Genomic DNA, 21895 nt, shown 5'->3' with positions numbered 1-21895 from the left:
ACCTGGCATCCGATGTCCAACCGCGTCGAAGGAGACTCGTGATCACGGCACGGGCGGCTGCCAGTTTCGACCCTCAAGGGCGCTCCGTCGCCGCTGCCCGCGCGTTCGTGCGCGACACCCTGCACGGCTGGGGCTTCGCCGACATCGTCGACGACGCCGTGGTCCTGACCAGCGAGCTGGTCACCAACGCCGTCGTCCACGCCGGCACCCGTGCCGAGGTCCTGTGCCTGCGCGCCGAGGACGGCGTACGCGTCGAGATCGCCGACCGCTACCCCGAGCGCGGGCTCCCACTCCAGCCGCCCGGCCGGCGCCCCTACGCCGACGCCGAACGCGAGAGCGGCCGCGGTCTGATGCTCTGCTCCGCCCTGGCCACCCGCTGGGGCGTCGAGTACACGGCGACGCAGAAGCACGTGTGGTTCCGCCTCGACCTCCCGGACCGGCCGGTCGGTACCCGCTCGGCGGGCCCCGTCGTCCCCGACCAGTTCCTGCCCCTGGCCGACAGCCGCGTCCGCGTCGCCGTCCTCCAGATCGACTCCGCCGACCAGATCCGCGCCTGGAACGAGGACGCCGAGCACGTCTTCGGCTTCCCCGCCGAGAAGGTCATCGGTCGTCCCCTCGCCGAACTGGCCGCCTGGCCGCAGACCCCCGGCACCGGCACCGGCATCGCCGAGGCCCTGCGCCTGTCCCGCTGGGAGGGCAGCTACGGCATCCGCGGCGCCGACGGCCGCGTGATCCCCGTCTACGCCTCCCACCTGCGCGTCCGCGACGCACACGGCGAGCCTTCCATCGTCTGCCTCCTCGTCCACGACGACGAGCGCGCCCTGCTCCAGAGCCCCGTACGCGTCCCCTCCACCGACGGCTCCCCGCACTCCGAACCCCGCCCCGCAGACCCCTTCGAGGTCTTCATCGGCTCCCCCGCCCCCGACGACCTCGACGGCCTCCTCCAACGCACCGTCGAGCGCGCCCGCGACATGCTCGACGCGGACGCCGCCTTCCTCCTCCTCGCCACCGACGACGAGACGGAACTGGAGGTCCGCGCCACGACCGGCCTGCCTTCCACCCGCCAGCGCTTCGCCCGCGTCCCCGTCGAAGCCGGCACCAACCGCTACGGCTCCGCCCGCATGCCCGCCGTCCACGACGACCTCGCCGCCGTCCCCGGAGCCATCCCGCTCCTGGAATCCACCGGCATGCGCTCCGTCATCACCGTCCCCCTCAAGGTCGAGGGCCGCCTCACCGGCTCCCTCGGCATCGCCTCCGAAGGCCCGGGTCGCTACAGCAACGAGGACGCCCTGCGCCTCCAGTTCGCCGCCGACCGCATCGCCCTCGCCGTCGAATCCGCCCGCCTCGGCGAGCTGGAACGACTGCGCCGCGGGTCCCTCTCCTTCCTCGTCGAGGCCTCCGACCTGCTGGCCGGCACCCTCGACCGGGACCAGACCCTGGCCCTCATGGCCCAGATGACCGTCCCCACCCTGGCCACCTGGTGCGCCGTCTACACCATCGCCGACCAGGCCTCCGATCCCTACCTCGCCTACGTCCTCCACGAGGACGAGGAACACATCGACGACCTGAAGGCACTCCTGTCCCGGGTCGACCCGCCCGAACCGGTCCGCGAGGCCGGCGCCCGCCCGTGGCCCGCGGCCACCACCGCCGTCGGCGGCGACACGGTGGTCCTGCCGCTCCTGGCCCGCAACCGGGTCATCGGCATGCTCACCCTCGGCCGCCCCCACGAGGAGCACTTCCGCCAGGAGATCCTCGAACTCGCCGACGACCTCTCCCGCCGCGCCGCCCTCGCCCTGGACAACGCGCGCCTCTACTCCGAGCGCACCGCGATCAGCCGCTCCCTGCAGCGCAGCCTCCTGCCGCCCGGCTCCCCCGCCATCCCCGGCATGGAGGTCGAGGTCATCTACCGCGCGGCCGGCGAGGGCAACGAGGTCGGCGGCGACTTCTACGACGTCTTCCCGATCCGCGACGGCGCGTACGGTTTCGCCATCGGCGACGTCTGCGGTACGGGCCCGGAGGCGGCGGCGGTGACGGGCCTGGCCCGCCACGCCCTGCGCCTCCTGGCCCGCGAGGGCCTCGGCGGCCCGGCGGTCCTGGAGCGCCTGAACGCGGCGATCCTCGACGAGGGCGCCCGCAGCCGCTTCCTCACCCTCCTCTACGGCGAGCTCCACCCCCAGCCCGACGGCGGCGCCCTGCTGAAGGTGGTCTGCGCCGGCCACCCCCTCCCGCTGCGCCTGCGCCCGGACGGCGAGGTCACCCCGTACGCGGAACCGCAGCCCCTGCTGGGCGTGATCGACGACCTCGACCTCTACGAGCAGACCCTCACCCTGGACCCGGGCGACGTCCTGCTCTGCGTCACCGACGGGGTCACCGAACGCCGCGAAGGCAGCCGCATGCTCGGCGACGACGGCCTGGCCGAGGTCCTCACGACCTGCACGGGCCTCACCGCCGGCGCCGTCGCCTCCCGCGTCCTGCGCGCGGTGGAACGCTTCGCGGCCGAACCGGCCTCCGACGACATGGCCATCCTCGCCTTCCGCGTCCCCCACCAGCGCGAGGCCAACTGACCGCTGCGCTTGGCACCGCTCCCGCGCCCAGGGAGCGGTGCCACCGCGACGGTCTTCCTCCCGGCCCGTAAAACGCAAAAAGGCCCCCGCCAATGGCGGGGGCCTCTTCGTTTGGAGCCCTTTAACGGAATCGAACCGTTGACCTTCTCCTTACCATGGAGACGCTCTACCGACTGAGCTAAAAGGGCGGGTTGTTCGGCGGCGTCCTACTCTCCCACAGGGTCCCCCCTGCAGTACCATCGGCGCTGAAAGGCTTAGCTTCCGGGTTCGGAATGTAACCGGGCGTTTCCCTAACGCTATGACCACCGAAACACTATGAAGATATCAACCGGGCAATATCACGGTCGTTACTTCAGAACTAACACAGTGGACGCGAGCAACTGAGGACAAGCCCTCGGCCTATTAGTACCAGTCAGCTCCACCCGTTACCGGGCTTCCACATCTGGCCTATCAACCCAGTCGTCTACTGGGAGCCTTACCCTCTCAAGGAGGTGGGAATACTCATCTTGAAGCAGGCTTCCCGCTTAGATGCTTTCAGCGGTTATCCCTCCCGAACGTAGCCAACCAGCCATGCCCTTGGCAGGACAACTGGCACACCAGAGGTTCGTCCGTCCCGGTCCTCTCGTACTAGGGACAGCCCTTCTCAATATTCCTACGCGCACAGCGGATAGGGACCGAACTGTCTCACGACGTTCTAAACCCAGCTCGCGTACCGCTTTAATGGGCGAACAGCCCAACCCTTGGGACCGACTCCAGCCCCAGGATGCGACGAGCCGACATCGAGGTGCCAAACCATCCCGTCGATATGGACTCTTGGGAAGATCAGCCTGTTATCCCCGGGTACCTTTTATCCGTTGAGCGACGGCGCTTCCACAAGCCACCGCCGGATCACTAGTCCCGACTTTCGTCCCTGCTCGACCCGTCGGTCTCACAGTCAAGCTCCCTTGTGCACTTACACTCAACACCTGATTGCCAACCAGGCTGAGGGAACCTTTGGGCGCCTCCGTTACCCTTTGGGAGGCAACCGCCCCAGTTAAACTACCCATCAGACACTGTCCCTGATCCGGATCACGGACCGAGGTTAGACATCCAGCACGACCAGAGTGGTATTTCAACGGCGACTCCACCATGACTGGCGTCACGGCTTCAAAGTCTCCCACCTATCCTACACAAGCCGAACCGAACACCAATATCAAACTGTAGTAAAGGTCCGGGTCTTTCCGTCCTGCTGCGCGAAACGAGCATCTTTACTCGTAGTGCAATTTCACCGGGCCTATGGTTGAGACAGTCGAGAAGTCGTTACGCCATTCGTGCAGGTCGGAACTTACCCGACAAGGAATTTCGCTACCTTAGGATGGTTATAGTTACCACCGCCGTTTACTGGCGCTTAAGTTCTCAGCTTCGCAACCCCGAAAGGTCACTAACCGGTCCCCTTAACGTTCCAGCACCGGGCAGGCGTCAGTCCGTATACATCGCCTTACGGCTTCGCACGGACCTGTGTTTTTAGTAAACAGTCGCTTCTCGCTGGTCTCTGCGGCCACCCCCAGCTCAAGCAGCAAGTGCTATCACCAGTGATGGCCCCCCTTCTCCCGAAGTTACGGGGGCATTTTGCCGAGTTCCTAACCATAGTTCACCCGAACGCCTCGGTATTCTCTACCTGACCACCTGAGTCGGTTTAGGTACGGGCCGCCATGAAACTCGCTAGAGGCTTTTCTCGACAGCATAGGATCATCCACTTCACCACAATCGGCTCGGCATCAGGTCTCAGCCTTGTATGAGGGACGGATTTGCCTACCCCTCGGCCTACACCCTTACCCCGGGACAACCACCGCCCGGGTTGGACTACCTTCCTGCGTCACCCCATCGCTTACCTACTACCACCTTGGGCCGGCGGCTCCACCACTTTCCATTCCCCGAAGGGTCCGGAACGGCTTCACGGCCTTAGCATCAGAGGATTCGATATTGGGCGTTTCAAAGCGGGTACCGGAATATCAACCGGTTGTCCATCGACTACGCCTGTCGGCCTCGCCTTAGGTCCCGACTTACCCTGGGCAGATCAGCTTGACCCAGGAACCCTTAGTCAATCGGCGCACACGTTTCTCACGTGTGTATCGCTACTCATGCCTGCATTCTCACTCGTGAACCGTCCACAACTAGCTTCCGCTGCTGCTTCACCCGGCACACGACGCTCCCCTACCCATCACAGCGGGCGTTGGCCCTATAGCTGCAATGACACGACTTCGGCGGTACGCTTGAGCCCCGCTACATTGTCGGCGCGGAATCACTTGACCAGTGAGCTATTACGCACTCTTTCAAGGGTGGCTGCTTCTAAGCCAACCTCCTGGTTGTCTCTGCGACTCCACATCCTTTCCCACTTAGCGTACGCTTAGGGGCCTTAGTCGATGCTCTGGGCTGTTTCCCTCTCGACCATGGAGCTTATCCCCCACAGTCTCACTGCCGTGCTCTCACTTACCGGCATTCGGAGTTTGGCTAAGGTCAGTAACCCGGTAGGGCCCATCGCCTATCCAGTGCTCTACCTCCGGCAAGAAACACACGACGCTGCACCTAAATGCATTTCGGGAGAACCAGCTATCACGGAGTTTGATTGGCCTTTCACCTAACCACAGGTCATCCCCAGGTTTTCAACCCTGGTGGGTTCGGTCCTCCACGAAGTCTTACCTCCGCTTCAACCTGCCCATGGCTAGATCACTCCGCTTCGGGTCTAGAGCGTGCAACTCAATCGCCCTGTTCGGACTCGCTTTCGCTACGGCTTCCCCACACGGGTTAACCTCGCTACACACCGCTAACTCGCAGGCTCATTCTTCAAAAGGCACGCAGTCACGACCGTTGTTCCGAAGAACAACGGCGACGCTCCACGGCTTGTAGGCACACGGTTTCAGGTACTATTTCACTCCGCTCCGCGGTACTTTTCACCATTCCCTCACGGTACTATCCGCTATCGGTCACCAGGAATATTTAGGCTTAGCGGGTGGTCCCGCCAGATTCACACGGGATTTCTCGGGCCCCGTGCTACTTGGGAGATGAGCAAGCAAGCCGCTGATGTTTCGTCTACGGGGGTCTTACCCTCTACGCCGGACCTTTCGCATGTCCTTCGACTACATCAACGGTTTCTGACTCGCCTCACGGCCGGCAGACCGTAAAGCTCATTCCCACAACCCCGCATGCGCAACCCCTGCCGGGTCTCACACACATACGGTTTGGCCTCATCCGGTTTCGCTCGCCACTACTCCCGGAATCACGGTTGTTTTCTCTTCCTGAGGGTACTGAGATGTTTCACTTCCCCTCGTTCCCTCCACATGCCCTATGTGTTCAGGCATGGGTGACAGCCCATGACGACTGCCGGGTTTCCCCATTCGGACACCCCCGGATCAAAGCTCAGTTGGCAGCTCCCCGGGGCCTATCGCGGCCTCTCACGTCCTTCATCGGTTCCTGGTGCCAAGGCATCCACCGTGCGCCCTTAAAAACTTGGCCACAGATGCTCGCGTCCACTGTGTAGTTCTCAAGCAACGACCAGCCACCCATCACCCTGCACTCGAAGAGTCCAGGTTCACTGGGGCCGGCATCGCGAAGATAAGACCTTACGGCCGTACCCTCAGACACCCAACAACGTGCCAGGCACCGGACATCCTCCGTCTTCTCTTTCCACGCCGAAGCAGTACTCGAGAACCATCAGATGTTCGGTGCCAAATAATCAACGTTCCACCCATGAGCTGACCGTGCAGAACGTTTGTCTGCAATCGGTACTGTGCTCCTTAGAAAGGAGGTGATCCAGCCGCACCTTCCGGTACGGCTACCTTGTTACGACTTCGTCCCAATCGCCAGTCCCACCTTCGACAGCTCCCTCCCTTACGGGTTGGGCCACCGGCTTCGGGTGTTACCGACTTTCGTGACGTGACGGGCGGTGTGTACAAGGCCCGGGAACGTATTCACCGCAGCAATGCTGATCTGCGATTACTAGCGACTCCGACTTCATGGGGTCGAGTTGCAGACCCCAATCCGAACTGAGACCGGCTTTTTGAGATTCGCTCCACCTCACGGTATCGCAGCTCATTGTACCGGCCATTGTAGCACGTGTGCAGCCCAAGACATAAGGGCATGATGACTTGACGTCGTCCCCACCTTCCTCCGAGTTGACCCCGGCGGTCTCCTGTGAGTCCCCATCACCCCGAAGGGCATGCTGGCAACACAGGACAAGGGTTGCGCTCGTTGCGGGACTTAACCCAACATCTCACGACACGAGCTGACGACAGCCATGCACCACCTGTATACCGACCACAAGGGGCACTATCTCTAATGCTTTCCGGTATATGTCAAGCCTTGGTAAGGTTCTTCGCGTTGCGTCGAATTAAGCCACATGCTCCGCCGCTTGTGCGGGCCCCGTCAATTCCTTTGAGTTTTAGCCTTGCGGCCGTACTCCCCAGGCGGGAACTTAATGCGTTAGCTGCGGCACCGACGACGTGGAATGTCGCCAACACCTAGTTCCCAACGTTTACGGCGTGGACTACCAGGGTATCTAATCCTGTTCGCTCCCCACGCTTTCGCTCCTCAGCGTCAGTAATGGCCCAGAGATCCGCCTTCGCCACCGGTGTTCCTCCTGATATCTGCGCATTTCACCGCTACACCAGGAATTCCGATCTCCCCTACCACACTCTAGCTAGCCCGTATCGAATGCAGACCCGAGGTTAAGCCTCGGGCTTTCACATCCGACGTGACAAGCCGCCTACGAGCTCTTTACGCCCAATAATTCCGGACAACGCTTGCGCCCTACGTATTACCGCGGCTGCTGGCACGTAGTTAGCCGGCGCTTCTTCTGCAGGTACCGTCACTTTCGCTTCTTCCCTGCTGAAAGAGGTTTACAACCCGAAGGCCGTCATCCCTCACGCGGCGTCGCTGCATCAGGCTTTCGCCCATTGTGCAATATTCCCACTGCTGCCTCCGTAGGAGTCTGGGCCGTGTCTCAGTCCCAGTGTGGCCGGTCGCCCTCTCAGGCCGGCTACCCGTCGTCGCCTTGGTAGGCCATTACCCCACCAACAAGCTGATAGGCCGCGGGCTCATCCTTCACCGCCGGAGCTTTCCACCGCAGGAGATGCCTCCCGCAGTCGTATCCGGTATTAGACCCCGTTTCCAGGGCTTGTCCCAGAGTGAAGGGCAGATTGCCCACGTGTTACTCACCCGTTCGCCACTAATCCACCCCGAAGGGCTTCATCGTTCGACTTGCATGTGTTAAGCACGCCGCCAGCGTTCGTCCTGAGCCAGGATCAAACTCTCCATGAATGTTTACCGGTAATCCGGTGCACACACACGTTGAGCGGGCCAGTCATGGTCGGAATAGGACCGACTGACCACTGCGTCCTCGCTGTGTTTCGTTGCCTGCCAGTGCCCGAAGGCCTCACAGGTCTTTTTCAAAGGAACCTCATCCACCGAAGTGGACGGGGTATCAACTTCTGGCGTTGATTTTTGGCACGCTGTTGAGTTCTCAAGGAACGGACGCTTCCTTTGTACTCACCCTCGCGGGTTTTCCTCCGGGCTTTCGTTCTGTGTTCTTGCGTTTCCGACTCTATCAGACTCTTTCGTGTCCGATTTCCTCGGCGCTTTCGAGGTTCCGCGCTTTCGCGCTTTCCCTTTCCGGCGGTTCCGACTCTATCAGATTCTTTTCTCTGCCGTTTCCGGCTCGGATCGGAATTCCAATGGCCTTCGGAGGGCCTTTCCCTTTCGGGCGGATCAGACTTTATCAGGTTTCCCAGGTCTGGATTCCCACCCGCTCGCGTGACCGGCCCGGGGACAGGTGTGTGCCCTGGTCGGTGCGAGGTGGAGACGTAAACGTACTGGAGCGGGGCCCCCGGACGCAAATCCGGGGGCCCCGCTTCGGTGAGTCGCTACGAACGCCGAGGTCAGACCTCTACGACGACCGGGAGGATCATCGGGCGGCGGCGGTAGCCGTCGGAGACCCACTTGCCGACCGTGCGGCGGATGAGCTGCTGGATCTGGTGCGGCTCGGCCACGCCGTCGGCGGCGGCGCGGGCGATGGCCTCCTCGATCTTCGGCAGGATCGCGTTGAAGGCGGAGTCCTCGATGCCGGAGCCGCGGGCCTGGATGTTCGGGCCGCTGATGACCTTGCCCGTGGTGCTGTCCACCACGACGAACACCGAGATGATGCCCTCGTCGCCGAGGATGCGGCGGTCCTTGAGGGAGGCCTCGGTGACGTCGCCGACCGAGAGGCCGTCCACGTACACGTAGCCGGCCTGGACCTTGCCGGAGATGCGGGCCTTGCCGTCGATCAGGTCGACGACCACGCCGTCCTCGGCGATGACGATGCGGTCCTTCGGGACCCCCGTCATCGCGCCGAGCTCGGCGTTGGCGCGCAGGTGGCGCCATTCGCCGTGGACCGGCATCAGGTTCCGCGGCTTGCAGATGTTGTAGAAGTACAGCAGCTCGCCGGCGGAGGCGTGGCCGGAGACGTGCACCTTGGCGTTGCCCTTGTGCACGACGTTGGCGCCCCAGCGGGTCAGGCCGTTGATCACGCGGTAGACCGCGTTCTCGTTGCCCGGGATCAGCGACGACGCCAGGATCACGGTGTCGCCGGGGACGATCCGGATCTGGTGGTCGCGGTTGGCCATGCGGGACAGGGCCGCCATCGGCTCGCCCTGGGAGCCCGTACAGACCAGCACGACCTCGTCGTCCGGCAGGTCGTCGAGGGTCTTGACGTCGACGACGAGGCCGGCCGGGACGCGCAGGTAGCCCAGGTCGCGGGCGATGCCCATGTTGCGGACCATGGAGCGGCCGACGAAGGCGACGCGACGGCCGTACTCGTGGGCGGCGTCCAGGATCTGCTGGATGCGGTGGACGTGGCTCGCGAAGGAGGCCACGATGATCCGCTTCTGAGCGCTCGCGAAGACGCCGCGGATGGCGTTCGAGATGTCGCGCTCGGGCGGGACGAAGCCCGGGACCTCGGCGTTCGTCGAGTCGGAGAGGAGGAGGTCGATGCCCTCCTCGCTCAGGCGCGCGAAGGCGTGGAGGTCGGTCAGACGGTTGTCCAGCGGCAGCTGGTCCATCTTGAAGTCGCCGGTGGCGACGACCAGGCCGGCGCCGGTGCGGATCGCGACCGCGAGGGCGTCCGGGATGGAGTGGTTGACGGCGATGAACTCGCAGTCGAAGGGGCCCAGGTTCTCGCGCTCGCCCTCCTTCACCTCCAGGGTGTAGGGGCGGATGCGGTGCTCCTGGAGCTTGGCCTCGATGAGCGCCAGCGTCAGCTTGGAGCCGATCAGCGGGATGTCCGGCTTCTCCCGGAGGAGGTAGGGGACGGCGCCGATGTGGTCCTCGTGGCCGTGCGTGAGGACGATGCCCTCGATGTCGTCGAGGCGGTCCCGGATGGACGTGAAGTCCGGGAGGATCAGGTCGATGCCCGGCTGCTCCTCCTCGGGGAAGAGGACGCCGCAGTCGACGATCAGCAGACGGCCGTCGAACTCGAAGACGGTCATGTTGCGGCCGATCTCGCCGAGACCGCCGAGGGGGGTGACCCGGAGGCCGCCCTTCGGGAGCTTCGGGGGCGGGCCGAGTTCAGGGTGCGGATGGCTCAAAAGTTTCTCCTTCACCACACGCGCCACGTACCCCTTGAGGCACGCGGCGCGCATGTCATTCGTGCACTTGCTTTTGTCTGTTTCGTTCTTGCTTATTCAGTTGTGAAGTCCGTTGTCAAAGCTGTACCCCGCCGGCGGCAAGATCGATCTTGAGCTGTGCCGTCTCTTCGTCGGTCAATCCGACGAGCGGGAGGCGCAGCGGGCCGGCGGGCAGGCCCTGGAGGTTCAGCGCGCCCTTGGTGGTCATCACGCCCTGGGTGCGGAACATGCCGGTGAAGACGGGGAGCAGCTTCTGGTGGATCTCGGTGGCCTTCTGGACGTCGCCGGCCAGGTGGGCGTCGAGCATGGCGCGCAGCTCGGGGCTGACGACGTGGCCGACCACGGAGACGAAGCCGACGGCGCCGACCGACAGGAGCGGCAGGTTCAGCATGTCGTCGCCGGAGTACCAGGCCAGGCCGCTCTGGGCGATGGCCCAGCTGGCGCGGCCGAGGTCGCCCTTGGCGTCCTTGTTGGCGACGATGCGGGGGTGCTCGGCGAGCCGGACCAGGGTTTCGGTGTTGATCGGGACGCCGCTGCGGCCGGGGATGTCGTAGAGCATCACCGGGAGCTCGGTGGCGTCCGCGATGGCCGTGAAGTGCCGGTAGAGGCCTTCCTGCGGGGGCTTGCTGTAGTACGGGGTGACGGCGAGCAGGCCGTGGGCGCCGGTGCGCTCGGCCTGGCGGGCCAGTTCGAGGGTGTGGCGGGTGTCGTTGGTGCCGATGCCGGCGACGACGTGGGCGCGGTCGCCGACCGCTTCGAGTACGGCTCGTACGAGGTCGTTTTTCTCCGCGTCGGTGGTCGTGGGCGACTCACCGGTGGTGCCGTTGATGATCAGGCCGTCGTTGCCTGCGTCCACCAGGTGGACGGCGAGCCGCTGCGCGCCGTCGAGGTCAAGTGCGCCATCCGCCGTGAACGGCGTGATCATGGCGGTGAGGACCCGCCCGAAGGGGGTCTGCGGAGTCGAGATCGGAGCCATGGGTAACACGCTACTCGCTGCCATGCTCGCGGTGTCCCCTCGGGGGACGTCTACGGGTGATCCCTCCCGGCGGCGGCCGGGAGGGTGTGGGATCCCGGCACTGCCTGCTCGGGGGTTCAAGCAGTGCCGGGTCCGTTTGATCAGCCTAGATGAACTTTACGAAACGCCGCAATACGGACACTTGGGACTTGTCTCCGTACATCTGTACGCCACGCGTGTAACAGACCTTACGGGGCAACGCGCCCGTTGCCGTTGAAGGCCGCGTAGGTCAGCGGCATGAGCTTCGCCCAGTGCTGCTCCATCTTCTCGCCGACCATCTCGATCTCCCGCTGCGGGAAGGACGGGACCTTCGCCAGCTCGTGCTGGGTGCGCAGACCGAGGAAGTGCATGAGCGAGCGCGCGTTGCAGGTGGCGTACATCGAGGAGAAGAGACCGACCGGCAGGACCGAACGGGCGACCTCGCGGGCCACGCCGGCCGCCAGCATCTCCTGGTAGGCCTCGTAGGCCTGACGGTAGGAGTCCTCCATGACCCGACCCGTCAGTTCCTGCTGCGCCTCGGTGCCTTCGACGAACACGTACTTGCCCGGACGGCCCTCCTGGACGAGCTTGCGCTCGGCGTCGGGGACGTAGAAGACCGGCTCCAGCTCCCTGTAGCGGCCGGATTCCTCGTTGTAGGACCAGCCCACGCGGTGGCGCATGAACTCGCGGAACACGAAGATCGGGGCGCTGATGAAGAAGGTCATCGAGTTGTGCTCGAAGGGGCTGCCGTGGCGGTCGCGCATCAGGTAGTTGATGAGTCCCTTGGAGCGCTCCGGGTCCTTCTGGAGCTCCTCCAGGGACTGCTCGCCGGCCGTGGAGACGCGGGCGGCCCACAGCACGTCGGAGTCGGCGGCGGAGTGCTTCACGAGCTCCACCGTCACGTCACTGCGGAAGCTGGGTTTCGGGTCTGAGGCGGCGGTCTCGCTCACACGGGGTCCTTCCGAACGGGTCTTACCAGGGGCGGGCCCACTCTACGGCGCCGGCCGCGACCTCCCCGACCGGCGCCGGGCTGACGCGCGCTCACCCGGACAGCCGACGCCGCGGCGGAGATTTCGGCGGATGTCCCGAAGGGCGGCACCGATCGGGGTGTTCATACGTCCTACAGAGAGAAGAACATCCCATCCGCCCCGCACCGTCGGGGCCCGAACCGTGAGGAGAGTCGCTCCTGATGTTTCGCCGGCGCGAACCCGTCCCGTTCGCCTTCGTCGCCGAGGCCGACCGTTTCCGCAGCAACGTCACTCCGCCGCCGCGCGAGAGTCTGAGCCTGCCGCAGATCGCCGCCCGTAGTCTGGTCGGACTGACCGTGGTGGCGGGGCTCGTCGGCTCGCTGCTCTTCGGCATGCCCGCGCTGCAGCCGTACCAGGCGCCCGAGAAGGGCCAACACCCGCAGGCGGCCGAAGGGCGATAGCCTCACGGCACAGCCCAACCGAACATGCATGTGAGTGAGGACCAGCCGTGCCCCTGCCCTTCTTGACGGCCGACGGCGTATTCGACGCACACGACGACGAAGCCCTCCCGCACGCGGATCCGGAGCGCTGGCGTCGTCCCTACCGGCCCGGACCCTGGCGGGTGGCCGGCGCGGCCGTGCTGCTCCTGCTGTCCGCCTTCATGCTGCTGGCCACGGTGATCATCGCCTTCGCGGGCACCTGGGGCGGAGCCGGGATCGCCCTGGGCGCCTCGCTGCTGGTGGTCGGCACGGCCCTGCGCATCCTGCGCGCGGGCGTGTGGGTGAGCCCGTCGGGGCTGCGCCGCGTCGGGTTCTTCGGGACCCGGTCGATCCGCTGGAACGAGATCGCCGGGATCCGGACGGTCCAGCAGCCGGTGCGCTGGCTGGGCCTGCCGCGGACCGTCCAGGGGCAGGCGCTGACCCTCGACCGGCGTGACGGCGCGGAGCCGTCGGTGCTGCTGACCGACCACGGCGCGGACTTCCTGGCCCGCGGCGAGGCCTTCGACCGGGCCGCGGGCTCGCTGGAGGCATGGGCCCGGGAGTACCGGGCCGTACCCGCCTGATCGGGGCGGACCGAGCGCGGAGGCCCGTACGGGGATCAGACCCGTACGGGCCTTCCGTCGTGCAGGGCGATCGCCCGTTGCATGGCCTTGCGGGCCCGCGGGGTGTCGCGGGCGTCGTGGTAGGCGACGGCGAGGCGGAACCAGCTGCGCCAGTCCCCCGGCGCGTCCTCGGTTTCGGCCTTGCGGCGCGCGAAGACCTCGTCGGCGGAGTCCCGCAGGATCCGCCCGTACTGGTCGCGTTCCAGTTCGTCGACGGGCAGGCCGCCCTCGGCCTCCAACTCGGCCGCGAGTTGGTTGGCCTTGGTGACGAACCTGGTGTTCATCCAGAGGAACCAGACGCCGATGACCGGCAGGATCAGCACGGCCACACCGAAGGTGACGGTGAGCCAGGTGCCCTGCCGGATCAGCATCAGCCCACGGCTGCCGACCAGGACGAAGTAGACGACCAGGACGGCCGCCGTGAGGAAGTACGTGATCTTCGCGCGCATGGTGGTGGATCCGTCAGCTCAGGTCGAGGAAGTGTTCCAGGCCGAAGGTGAGGCCCGGGGTCCGCGTCACGCGCCGCGCACCGAGCAGGATGCCCGGCATGAAGCTGCTGTGGTGCAGGGAGTCGTGACGGATGGTCAGGGTCTCGCCCTCACCGCCGAGCAGCACCTCCTGGTGGGCCAGCAGGCCGCGCAGGCGGACGGCGTGCACCGGGACCCCGTCGACGTCGGCGCCGCGGGCCCCGTCGAGGGCCGTGGCGGTGGCGTCGGGCTGCGCGCCGAGACCGGCCTCGGCGCGGGCCGCCGCGATGAGCTGCGCCGTACGGGTGGCCGTGCCGGAGGGGGCGTCGACCTTGTTGGGGTGGTGCAGCTCGACGACCTCGACGGACTCGAAGTAGCGGGCGGCCTGAGCCGCGAACTTCATGGTGAGGACGGCGCCGATGGAGAAGTTCGGGGCGATGAGCACCCCGGTCTCCGGGGAGCCGGCCAGCCAGGTGTCGAGCTGGGCGAGGCGGTCCTCGGTCCAGCCGGTGGTGCCGACCACGGCGTGGATGCCGTGACGGATGAGGAAGTCGAGGTTGCCCATCACGGAGGCGGGGGTGGTCAGCTCGACCGCGACCTGGGCGCCGGCCTCGGCCAGCGTCTCCAGCTTGTCGCCGCGGCCGAGGGCCGCCACCAGCTCCATGTCCTCCGCGGCCTCGACGGCCTTGACGGCCTCGGAGCCGATGCGGCCCTGGGCGCCGAGGACTGCCACGCGCAGCTTGCTCATACTGTGTCCTTATAACCGGGTACGGACTTCACTCTGTACCGAACTAGGCGACCGCTTCGTCGAGGCGGGCGGCCTGCTTCTCCTTGAGCGGGCCGATCACCGCGAGCGAGGGCCGCTGTGCCAGTACATCCTGGGCGACCGCGTGGACCTCGTCCGGGGTGACCGCGGCGATGCGGGAGAGCATTTCGTCGACCGACATCTGGTCGCCCCAGCACAGCTCGCTCTTGCCGATGCGGTTCATGATCGCGCCGGTGTCCTCCAGGCCGAGGACGGTGGAGCCGGAGAGCTGGCCGATCGCGCGCCGGATCTCCTCGTCGGTGAGTCCCTCCGCGGCGACCTTGTCCAGTTCGTCGCGGCAGATCCGCAGGACGTCGTGGACCTGGCTGGGCCGGCAGCCCGCGTAGACGCCGAAGAGGCCGGTGTCGGCGAAGGCCGAGGTGTACGAGTACACGCTGTAGGCCAGGCCGCGCTTCTCGCGGACCTCCTGGAAGAGGCGCGAGGACATGCCGCCGCCGAGGGCGGTGTTCAGCACGCCGAGGGCCCAGCGGCGGTCGTCGGTGCGGGCGATGCCCGGCATGCCGAGGACGACGTGGGCCTGTTCGGTCTTGCGGCTGACCAGGTCGACGCGGCCGGCGGTGCGGATCCGCTTGGCGCCGGTGCGGGGGCCGACCGGCTCGGCGTCGGTGTGCTTCAGGGCGCCGGCCTTGTCGAAGGCCGCGCGGACCTGGCGTACGACCTTGGCGTGGTCGACGTTGCCGGCGGCGGCGACGACCAGGCGGGTGGGGTCGTAGTGCTTCTTCCAGAAGCGGCGGATCCGGTCGGCGCCGAGGGCGTTGATCGTCTCCACCGTGCCCAGGACGGGCCGGCCGAGCGGGGAGTCCCCGTACATGGTCTGCGCGAACAGGTCGTGCACCATGTCGCCCGGGTCGTCCTCGGTCATCGCGATCTCTTCGAGGATGACGCCGCGCTCGGCGTCGACGTCCTCCTCGCGGATCAGCGAGCCGGTGAGCATGTCACAGACGACGTCGATGGCCAGCGGCAGGTCGGTGTCGAGGACCCGCGCGTAGTAGCAGGTGTACTCCTTCGCCGTGAAGGCGTTCATCTCGCCGCCGACCGCGTCGATGGCGGAGGAGATGTCGAGGGCGCTGCGCCGGGCGGTGCCCTTGAAGAGGAGGTGTTCCAGGTAGTGGGTGGCGCCGCCGAGACTGGGCGTCTCGTCGCGGGAGCCCACGTTGGCCCAGATGCCGAAGGTGGCGGAGCGGACGGAGGGCAGCGTCTCGGTGACGACGCGCAGTCCGCCCGGCAGGGTGGTGCGGCGGACGGTGCCGATGCCGCCCTCGCCCTTGAGGAGAGTTTGGGTACGGGCGACGGCCCGCCCCTCCGAAGAGGGGCGGGCCGTCACACGGGAACTACGCGACGTCACTTGTCGGAATCGTCCTTGTCAGCCTCGGCGTCGGCTTCTTCACCCTCGATCACGGGGACCAGGGAGAGCTTGCCGCGCTGGTCGATCTCGGCGATCTCGACCTGCACCTTGGTGCCGACCGCGAGCACGTCCTCGACGTTCTCCACGCGCTTGCCACCGGCGAGCTTGCGGATCTGCGAGATGTGCAGCAGACCGTCCTTGCCGGGCATGAGGGAGACGAAGGCACCGAAGGTGGTGGTCTTGACGACCGTACCCAGGTAGCGCTCGCCGACCTCCGGCATGGTCGGGTTGGCGATCGCGTTGATCGTGGAGCGGGCGGCCTCGGCGGCCGGGCCGTCGGCGGCACCGATGTAGATGGTGCCGTCGTCCTCGATCGTGATCTCGGCGCCGGTGTCCTCCTGGATCTGGTTGATCATCTTGCCCTTGGGGCCGATGACCTCACCGATCTTGTCCACGGGGATCTTGACGGTGATGATCCGCGGGGCGTTCGGGGACATCTCGTCCGGCGTGTCGATCGCTTCCATCATCACGTCGAGGATGTGGAGGCGGGCGTCGCGGGCCTGGGTCAGGGCCGCGGCCAGGACGGAGGCCGGGATGCCGTCGAGCTTGGTGTCGAGCTGGAGCGCGGTGACGAACTCCTTGGTGCCGGCGACCTTGAAGTCCATGTCGCCGAAGGCGTCCTCCGCACCGAGGATGTCGGTGAGGGCGACGTAGTGGGTCTTGCCGTCGATCTCCTGGGAGATCAGGCCCATGGCGATACCGGCGACGGGGGCCTTCAGCGGCACACCGGCGTTCAGCAGCGACATGGTGGAGGCGCAGACCGAGCCCATGGACGTCGAACCGTTGGAGCCGAGGGCCTCGGACACCTGACGGATCGCGTAGGGGAACTCCTCGCGGGTCGGCAGGACCGGCACGATCGCGCGCTCGGCGAGCGCGCCGTGGCCGATCTCGCGGCGCTTCGGGGAGCCGACGCGGCCGGTCTCGCCGACGGAGTACGGCGGGAAGTTGTAGTTGTGCATGTAGCGCTTGCGGGTCACCGGGGAGAGGGTGTCCAGCTGCTGCTCCATGCGGAGCATGTTGAGGGTGGTGACGCCCAGGATCTGGGTCTCGCCACGCTCGAACAGCGCCGAGCCGTGCACGCGCGGGATGGCCTCGACCTCGGCGGCGAGGGTACGGATGTCCGTGAGCCCGCGGCCGTCGATGCGGACCTTGTCCTTGATGACGCGCTCGCGCACCAGGGCCTTGGTCAGGCTGCGGTAGGCGGCGGAGATCTCCTTCTCGCGACCCTCGAAGGCCGGGAGGAGCTTCTCGGCGGCGATCTCCTTGACGCGGTCCAGCTCGGCCTCGCGGTCCTGCTTGCCCGCGATGGTCAGCGCCTGGGAGAGGTCGCCCTTGACGGCGGCCTCGAGGGCCTCGTACACGTCGTCCTGGTAGTCCAGGAAGACCGGGAACTCGCCCTCGGGCTTGGCGGCCTTGGCGGCCAGGTCGGCCTGGGCCTTGCAGAGGACCTTGATGAAGGGCTTCGAGGCGTCGAGGCCGGCGGCCACGATCTCCTCGGTCGGCGCCTCGGCGCCGCCCTTGACCAGGGCGATGGTCTGCTCGGTGGCCTCGGCCTCGACCATCATGATCGCGACGTCGCCGTCCTCCAGGACGCGACCCGCGACGACCATGTCGAAGACGGCGTCCTCGAGCTCGGTGTGCGTCGGGAAGGCGACCCACTGGCCGCGGATCAGCGCGACGCGGACGCCGCCGATCGGGCCGGAGAAGGGCAGACCGGCCAGCTGGGTGGACGCGGACGCGGCGTTGATCGCGATGACGTCGTACAGGTGGTCGGGGTTGAGCGCCATGATCGTGGCGACGACCTGGATCTCGTTGCGCAGGCCCTTCTTGAAGGACGGGCGCAGCGGGCGGTCGATCAGGCGGCAGGTGAGGATCGCGTCCTCGGAGGGGCGGCCTTCGCGACGGAAGAAGGAGCCGGGGATCTTGCCGGCGGCGTACTGGCGCTCCTCGACGTCCACCGTGAGGGGGAAGAAGTCGAGCTGGTCCTTGGGCTTCTTCGACGCGGTGGTCGCGGAGAGCACCATCGTGTCGTCGTCCAGGTAGGCGACGGCGGAGCCGGCGGCCTGGCGGGCCAGGCGGCCCGTCTCGAAGCGGATGGTGCGGGTGCCGAAGGAGCCGTTGTCAATGACGGCCTCGGCGTAGTGGGTCTCGTTCTCCACTAGCGTTTTCTCCATATTCGTCGTCTCCGTCCGTCACCCGTGTGGTGACCGACGGTGGTGGAGAGCGCTCCTGTGCGTGCGGGCCGGTCTTCGATCGAAGCACCCGGTTCTGAGCCCCGTCGCGGGGCTTTCCGGATGCCACTACCGAGGACCGGCGGCGTAGGGAGGGCGCTGCTCCTCTTCGGTTGTGCGCTGTGTTCCAGACTACAAAGCGTCCGGTACGTCGCGCACGTACAGCAAAGGGAGCGGCCCCATCGGTGTGGGAACCGCTCCCTTCACAGCGTGCTTACTTGGCGCCGGCCGCACCACGGCGGATGCCGAGGCGGTCGACCAGCGTACGGAAGCGCTGGATGTCCTTCTTGGCCAGGTACTGCAGCAGGCGGCGACGCTGGCCGACCAGGATCAGCAGACCACGACGGGAGTGGTGGTCGTGCTTGTGGGTCTTGAGGTGCTCGGTCAGGTCCGAGATGCGGCGGGACAGCATCGCGACCTGGACCTCGGGAGAGCCGGTGTCGCCCTCCTTGGCACCGAACTCTGCGATGATCTGCTTCTTCGTAGCGGCGTCGAGCGGCACGCTTACTCCTCGTATAGGTCTTCGTTGCCACCGAGTGCCCCAGGTCGAATTCTCTGGGGATCTTCCGTAACTCGGGAGGCGGGGTCCGCTGAGCGCAGCCTCCAGAGGGTCTCCGGGGGCGCGTACACAAACGGCCGTCACACAGCGTACCAGGCTGCCGGGTCTCGCCGTCTCGACTGGTGAGAGTGCGGGACGGGACCGGGACGCCTCCAGAAGGGTGACAGGGGGGTGCGGGGGATGACAAGCGGAATTCTCGCGGGGGCGGCCGGGGAGCGGAGGGGTGGGCGGGGATCCCGGGGAAAGCGGCCCGCGGCGGCCGCGTTCCGCAGATAATCGGCAGCGGAGAGACCGAGCAGCACCGCACGACCGAGGGAAGGGCCGCACATGGGCACCCAGCAGGAGAAGGACGAGCTGTACGCGCTCGACATCAGCGGCGTCGAATGGCAGGGCCCGCCGGGGACCAGTCCGGACGAGGAGCGGGTCGAGATCGCCAAGCTGCCCGAGGGCGCGGTGGCGATGCGGTCGTCGCTGGACCGGGACACGGTGCTGCGTTACACGGCGGCCGAATGGGAGGCCTTCGTGCTCGGAGCACGGGACGGGGAGTTCGACCTCACCTGACGTCCGTCCGACCAGGTGGACCAGGTGGAAGGGGGACGCGCCCGTCGGGGCGCGTCCCCCTTTCGCGTCGGGGGCTGCGGGGTGGACACGTACGGGTGACGGGTGGGGCGGGGGGAACTCGGCGTGGTGGGCCGGGAGTTGGGGTGGTGAGGTCGCGTGGGGGCGCGTTGGCCTCGGGGTGGGGGTGGGTGCGGGGCGCCGGGGCCGGCCGGATCGGTCGAACGTCGTTGTGGCGGTGGGGTGGTGACGGTTGACGTGGGGTGGGGTCCGTGGGCGCGTGACCTCGGGGGCCTCGGGCGGTGGTGCGCGATTAGGCTGAGCGTGGGCGCGGCGTCGAGGTGGGCGCCTGACCGGTGTTCGAGAGACCGGTGTTCGACAGACCAGGAGGATCAGTGAGCGGCGATCGGAACGAGAGGCACGGCGGGACGTGGGACGTCCCGACGGACGATCAGTCCGACCCGGAGCCCGAAGCGACGGGCGAGTTCACCATCCCCTATACCCCGCCGGCCTGGTACACCCCGGACGCGCCGGGGACGGCGGCGACGCCGGGCCAGGGCGTGCCGGGACTGCCGGGGCTGCCGGAGGGCAGCGGGTTCGAACCGAACCTCCCGGCGGACGTGGTGTCGCCGCCGACGATGCGGATCGCGCCGCCGGCGCCCGCGGCGACTCCCCCGGCCTCCACCGGGGGGGCGGAGCCGCGGGATGGTGTGACCGCGAGCGGTGCGGCTGCGGCTGCCGCGCCGGCTGAAGGTCCGGTGGAGGCGGCTCCGGTGGCGGCTTCGCAGCCGGCGGAGGCGGAGCCGGTGGACGCCGTGCCCGCCGGGTTCGCCTCGCTGGTCAAGGCGGAGCCGAAGCCGGAGCCGGAGCCGGAGGACAGCGTGCCGAGCGGGTTCACCGCTCCGGTCGAGGCGGCGCCCGGACCGGACAGCGCGCCCGTCGCCGCCGCGGAGGCGGCACCGGCCGCGCTGCCGCCGCTGCCGGCCGCGTTCCCCTCTTCCGAGCCGCCTCAGGGATACGGGTTCCCGCCCGCGTCGGCGCAGCAGGCCCCGCCAGCGCCGCAGGGTTACGGGTTCCCGCCGCCGTCGGCGGAGCAGCCTCCGGCGCCCCAGGCCCCGCAAGGTTACGGCTTCCCGCCCGCGTCGGCGGAGCAGCCTCCGGCGCCGCAGGTGCCCCAGGGGTTCCCGCCCGCCGGGCCGCAGGTGCCCCAGGCACCGCAGGGTTACGGCTTCCCGCCGCCGTCGGCGGAGCAGCCGCAGGCGCCGCAGGGGTTTCCGCCCGCCGGGGCGCAGGCGCCGCAGGCGGGTTATGGGGTTCCCGGCGGGGCGTCGGAGCAGGTGCAGCAGGCGTACGGGTATCCCGTGCCGCCGGTGGATCCGCAGGGCGGTGTGCAGTGGCAGGGCGTGCCGCAGCAGGGTGGTCCGGGCGCGGGGGGTGCGCCGCTGGGGTACACCGCCGCCGTCGAGCTGTCGTCGGACCGGCTGCTGCGCGCGAAGCAGAAGCCGAAGGGGGCCCGCTCCGGGTTCCGCTTCGGCGGCAAGGCCGCCGAGGCCGACCGGCAGCGCAAGCTGGAGCTGATCCGGACGCCGGTGATGTCCTGCTACCGGATCGCCGTCATCAGCCTCAAGGGCGGCGTCGGCAAGACGACGACCACCACCGCTCTCGGCGCGACCCTCGCCACCGAGCGGCAGGACAAGATCCTGGCGATCGACGCGAACCCGGACGCCGGCACCCTCGGCCGCCGCGTCCGCCGGGAGACCGGTGCGACCATCCGCGACCTGGTCCAGGCGATCCCGTACCTGAACTCGTACATGGACATCAGGCGCTTCACCTCGCAGGCCCCGTCCGGCCTGGAGATCATCGCCAACGACGTGGACCCGGCCGTCTCGACGACCTTCAACGACGAGGACTACCGGCGCGTCATCGACACGGTGGGCCGCCAGTACCCGATCATCCTCACCGACTCCGGTACGGGCCTGCTCTACTCCGCCATGCGCGGCGTACTGGACCTGGCCGATCAGCTGATCATCATCTCGACCCCGTCGGTGGACGGCGCCAGCAGCGCGAGCACCACGCTCGACTGGCTCTCCGCCCACGGGTATGCCGAGCTCGTCTCGCGCTCCCTCACGGTCATCTCCGGCGTCCGCGAGACCAGCAAGATGATCAAGGTCGAGGACATCGTGCGGCACTTCGAGACCCGCTGCCGCGGTGTCGTCGTCGTGCCCTTCGACGAGCACCTCGCGGCCGGGGCCGAGCTGGACCTCGACCTCATGCGGCCCAAGACCCGGGAGGCGTACTTCAACCTCTCCGCGATGGTCGCCGAGGACTTCGTCCGGGCGCAGCAGCAGGCCGCGCAGGCCCACTGGGGCGCCCCGCAGCAGGCCCAACCGCCGCACGCGCAGCCGCCCCAGGCGCAGCCGCCGCAGCAGCCGGGCCCGTACCACCAGCCGCCGCAGCCGTATCCGCAGCCCGGTCAGCCCTGGCAGCAGCCGCCCGCCCAGCCTCCGCGCGATCCGCGCCTGGGCTGACCGGCTCCGCACGCGCGAGGGCCCGTACCGTCACCGACGGCACGGGCCCTTGTCCG

Annotated in this window: 13 protein-coding genes, 1 tRNA gene and 3 rRNA genes; 5 read left to right on the top strand and 12 right to left on the bottom strand. The window is 67.4% G+C overall.

The window, feature by feature from the left end; all coding sequences use genetic code 11:
* Positions 1–38: 38 nt before the first annotated feature.
* On the top strand, positions 39–2564 hold the full coding sequence (locus tag M4D82_RS24470) for a SpoIIE family protein phosphatase (RefSeq protein ID WP_249768073.1): 2526 nt from the start codon (positions 39–41) through the stop codon (positions 2562–2564).
* Between the two features lie 112 nt (positions 2565–2676).
* Here the strand turns inward: M4D82_RS24470 and M4D82_RS24465 are convergent.
* The 7 genes from M4D82_RS24465 to thyX form a co-directional block, all read right to left on the bottom strand.
* Positions 2677–2752, bottom strand: a tRNA-Thr gene (locus M4D82_RS24465).
* Positions 2753–2757: 5 nt separating this feature from the next.
* Positions 2758–2874: ribosomal RNA gene (gene rrf / locus M4D82_RS24460) — 5S ribosomal RNA — on the bottom strand.
* 72 nt (positions 2875–2946) lie between these two features.
* Positions 2947–6056, bottom strand: a 23S ribosomal RNA gene (locus tag M4D82_RS24455).
* Between the two features lie 285 nt (positions 6057–6341).
* Positions 6342–7859, bottom strand: a 16S ribosomal RNA gene (locus tag M4D82_RS24450).
* The 16S, 23S and 5S rRNA genes sit together here with 1 tRNA gene alongside, the layout of an rRNA operon.
* Positions 7860–8476: 617 nt before the next feature.
* A complete protein-coding gene (locus M4D82_RS24445; RefSeq protein ID WP_249768072.1) occupies positions 8477–10162 on the bottom strand; it encodes a ribonuclease J in 1686 nt (561 codons plus the stop codon).
* A gap of 115 nt (positions 10163–10277) precedes the next feature.
* On the bottom strand, positions 10278–11177 hold the full coding sequence (gene dapA, locus M4D82_RS24440) for a 4-hydroxy-tetrahydrodipicolinate synthase (protein WP_249768071.1): 900 nt from the start codon (positions 11175–11177) through the stop codon (positions 10278–10280).
* A 227-nt stretch (positions 11178–11404) separates the two neighbouring features.
* The gene (thyX, locus tag M4D82_RS24435) at positions 11405–12145 is read right to left on the bottom strand and encodes an FAD-dependent thymidylate synthase (protein ID WP_249768070.1); all 741 of its coding nucleotides are present in this window, start codon (positions 12143–12145) and stop codon (positions 11405–11407) included.
* 239 nt (positions 12146–12384) lie between these two features.
* Here thyX and M4D82_RS24430 point away from each other — a divergent pair, with 239 nt between their 5' ends.
* Together M4D82_RS24430 and M4D82_RS24425 are read left to right on the top strand one after the other, a co-directional pair.
* A complete protein-coding gene (locus M4D82_RS24430; RefSeq protein ID WP_249768069.1) occupies positions 12385–12624 on the top strand; it encodes a hypothetical protein in 240 nt (79 codons plus the stop codon).
* A 47-nt stretch (positions 12625–12671) separates the two neighbouring features.
* On the top strand, positions 12672–13226 hold the full coding sequence (locus M4D82_RS24425) for an SCO5741 family PH domain-containing membrane protein (protein WP_249768068.1): 555 nt from the start codon (positions 12672–12674) through the stop codon (positions 13224–13226).
* 35 nt (positions 13227–13261) lie between these two features.
* On the opposite strand, the gene M4D82_RS24420 is transcribed toward M4D82_RS24425, so the two are convergent.
* The 5 genes from M4D82_RS24420 to rpsO form a co-directional block, all read right to left on the bottom strand.
* Positions 13262–13714: a tetratricopeptide repeat protein gene (locus M4D82_RS24420; RefSeq protein ID WP_249768067.1), complete on the bottom strand. Its 453-nt coding sequence runs from the start codon at positions 13712–13714 to the stop codon at positions 13262–13264.
* 13 nt (positions 13715–13727) lie between these two features.
* Entirely contained in the window at positions 13728–14480 is a 753-nt protein-coding gene (gene dapB, locus M4D82_RS24415; RefSeq protein ID WP_249768066.1) for a 4-hydroxy-tetrahydrodipicolinate reductase, read from the bottom strand.
* 43 nt (positions 14481–14523) lie between these two features.
* On the bottom strand, positions 14524–15903 hold the full coding sequence (locus M4D82_RS24410; RefSeq protein ID WP_249768065.1) for a M16 family metallopeptidase: 1380 nt from the start codon (positions 15901–15903) through the stop codon (positions 14524–14526).
* Positions 15900–18122: a polyribonucleotide nucleotidyltransferase gene (locus M4D82_RS24405; RefSeq protein WP_249772117.1), complete on the bottom strand. Its 2223-nt coding sequence runs from the start codon at positions 18120–18122 to the stop codon at positions 15900–15902. The genes M4D82_RS24410 and M4D82_RS24405 overlap by 4 nt, the downstream gene beginning before the upstream one ends.
* Positions 18123–18408: 286 nt before the next feature.
* Positions 18409–18696, bottom strand: a complete 288-nt coding sequence (gene rpsO, locus M4D82_RS24400) for a 30S ribosomal protein S15 (RefSeq protein ID WP_249768064.1) — start codon at positions 18694–18696, stop codon at positions 18409–18411.
* Positions 18697–19080: 384 nt separating this feature from the next.
* Here rpsO and M4D82_RS24395 point away from each other — a divergent pair, with 384 nt between their 5' ends.
* Together M4D82_RS24395 and M4D82_RS24390 are read left to right on the top strand one after the other, a co-directional pair.
* On the top strand, positions 19081–19314 hold the full coding sequence (locus tag M4D82_RS24395; RefSeq protein WP_030227593.1) for a DUF397 domain-containing protein: 234 nt from the start codon (positions 19081–19083) through the stop codon (positions 19312–19314).
* A gap of 392 nt (positions 19315–19706) precedes the next feature.
* A complete protein-coding gene (locus M4D82_RS24390; protein ID WP_249768063.1) occupies positions 19707–21839 on the top strand; it encodes an SCO5717 family growth-regulating ATPase in 2133 nt (710 codons plus the stop codon).
* Positions 21840–21895: the final 56 nt, after the last annotated feature.

Origin of the sequence: Streptomyces sp. RerS4 (assembly GCF_023515955.1) — a bacterium.
Lineage (GTDB): Bacteria > Actinomycetota > Actinomycetes > Streptomycetales > Streptomycetaceae > Streptomyces.
Note: the sequence above shows the minus strand (reverse complement) of the source record. Positions and strands in the feature narration are given on the sequence as shown.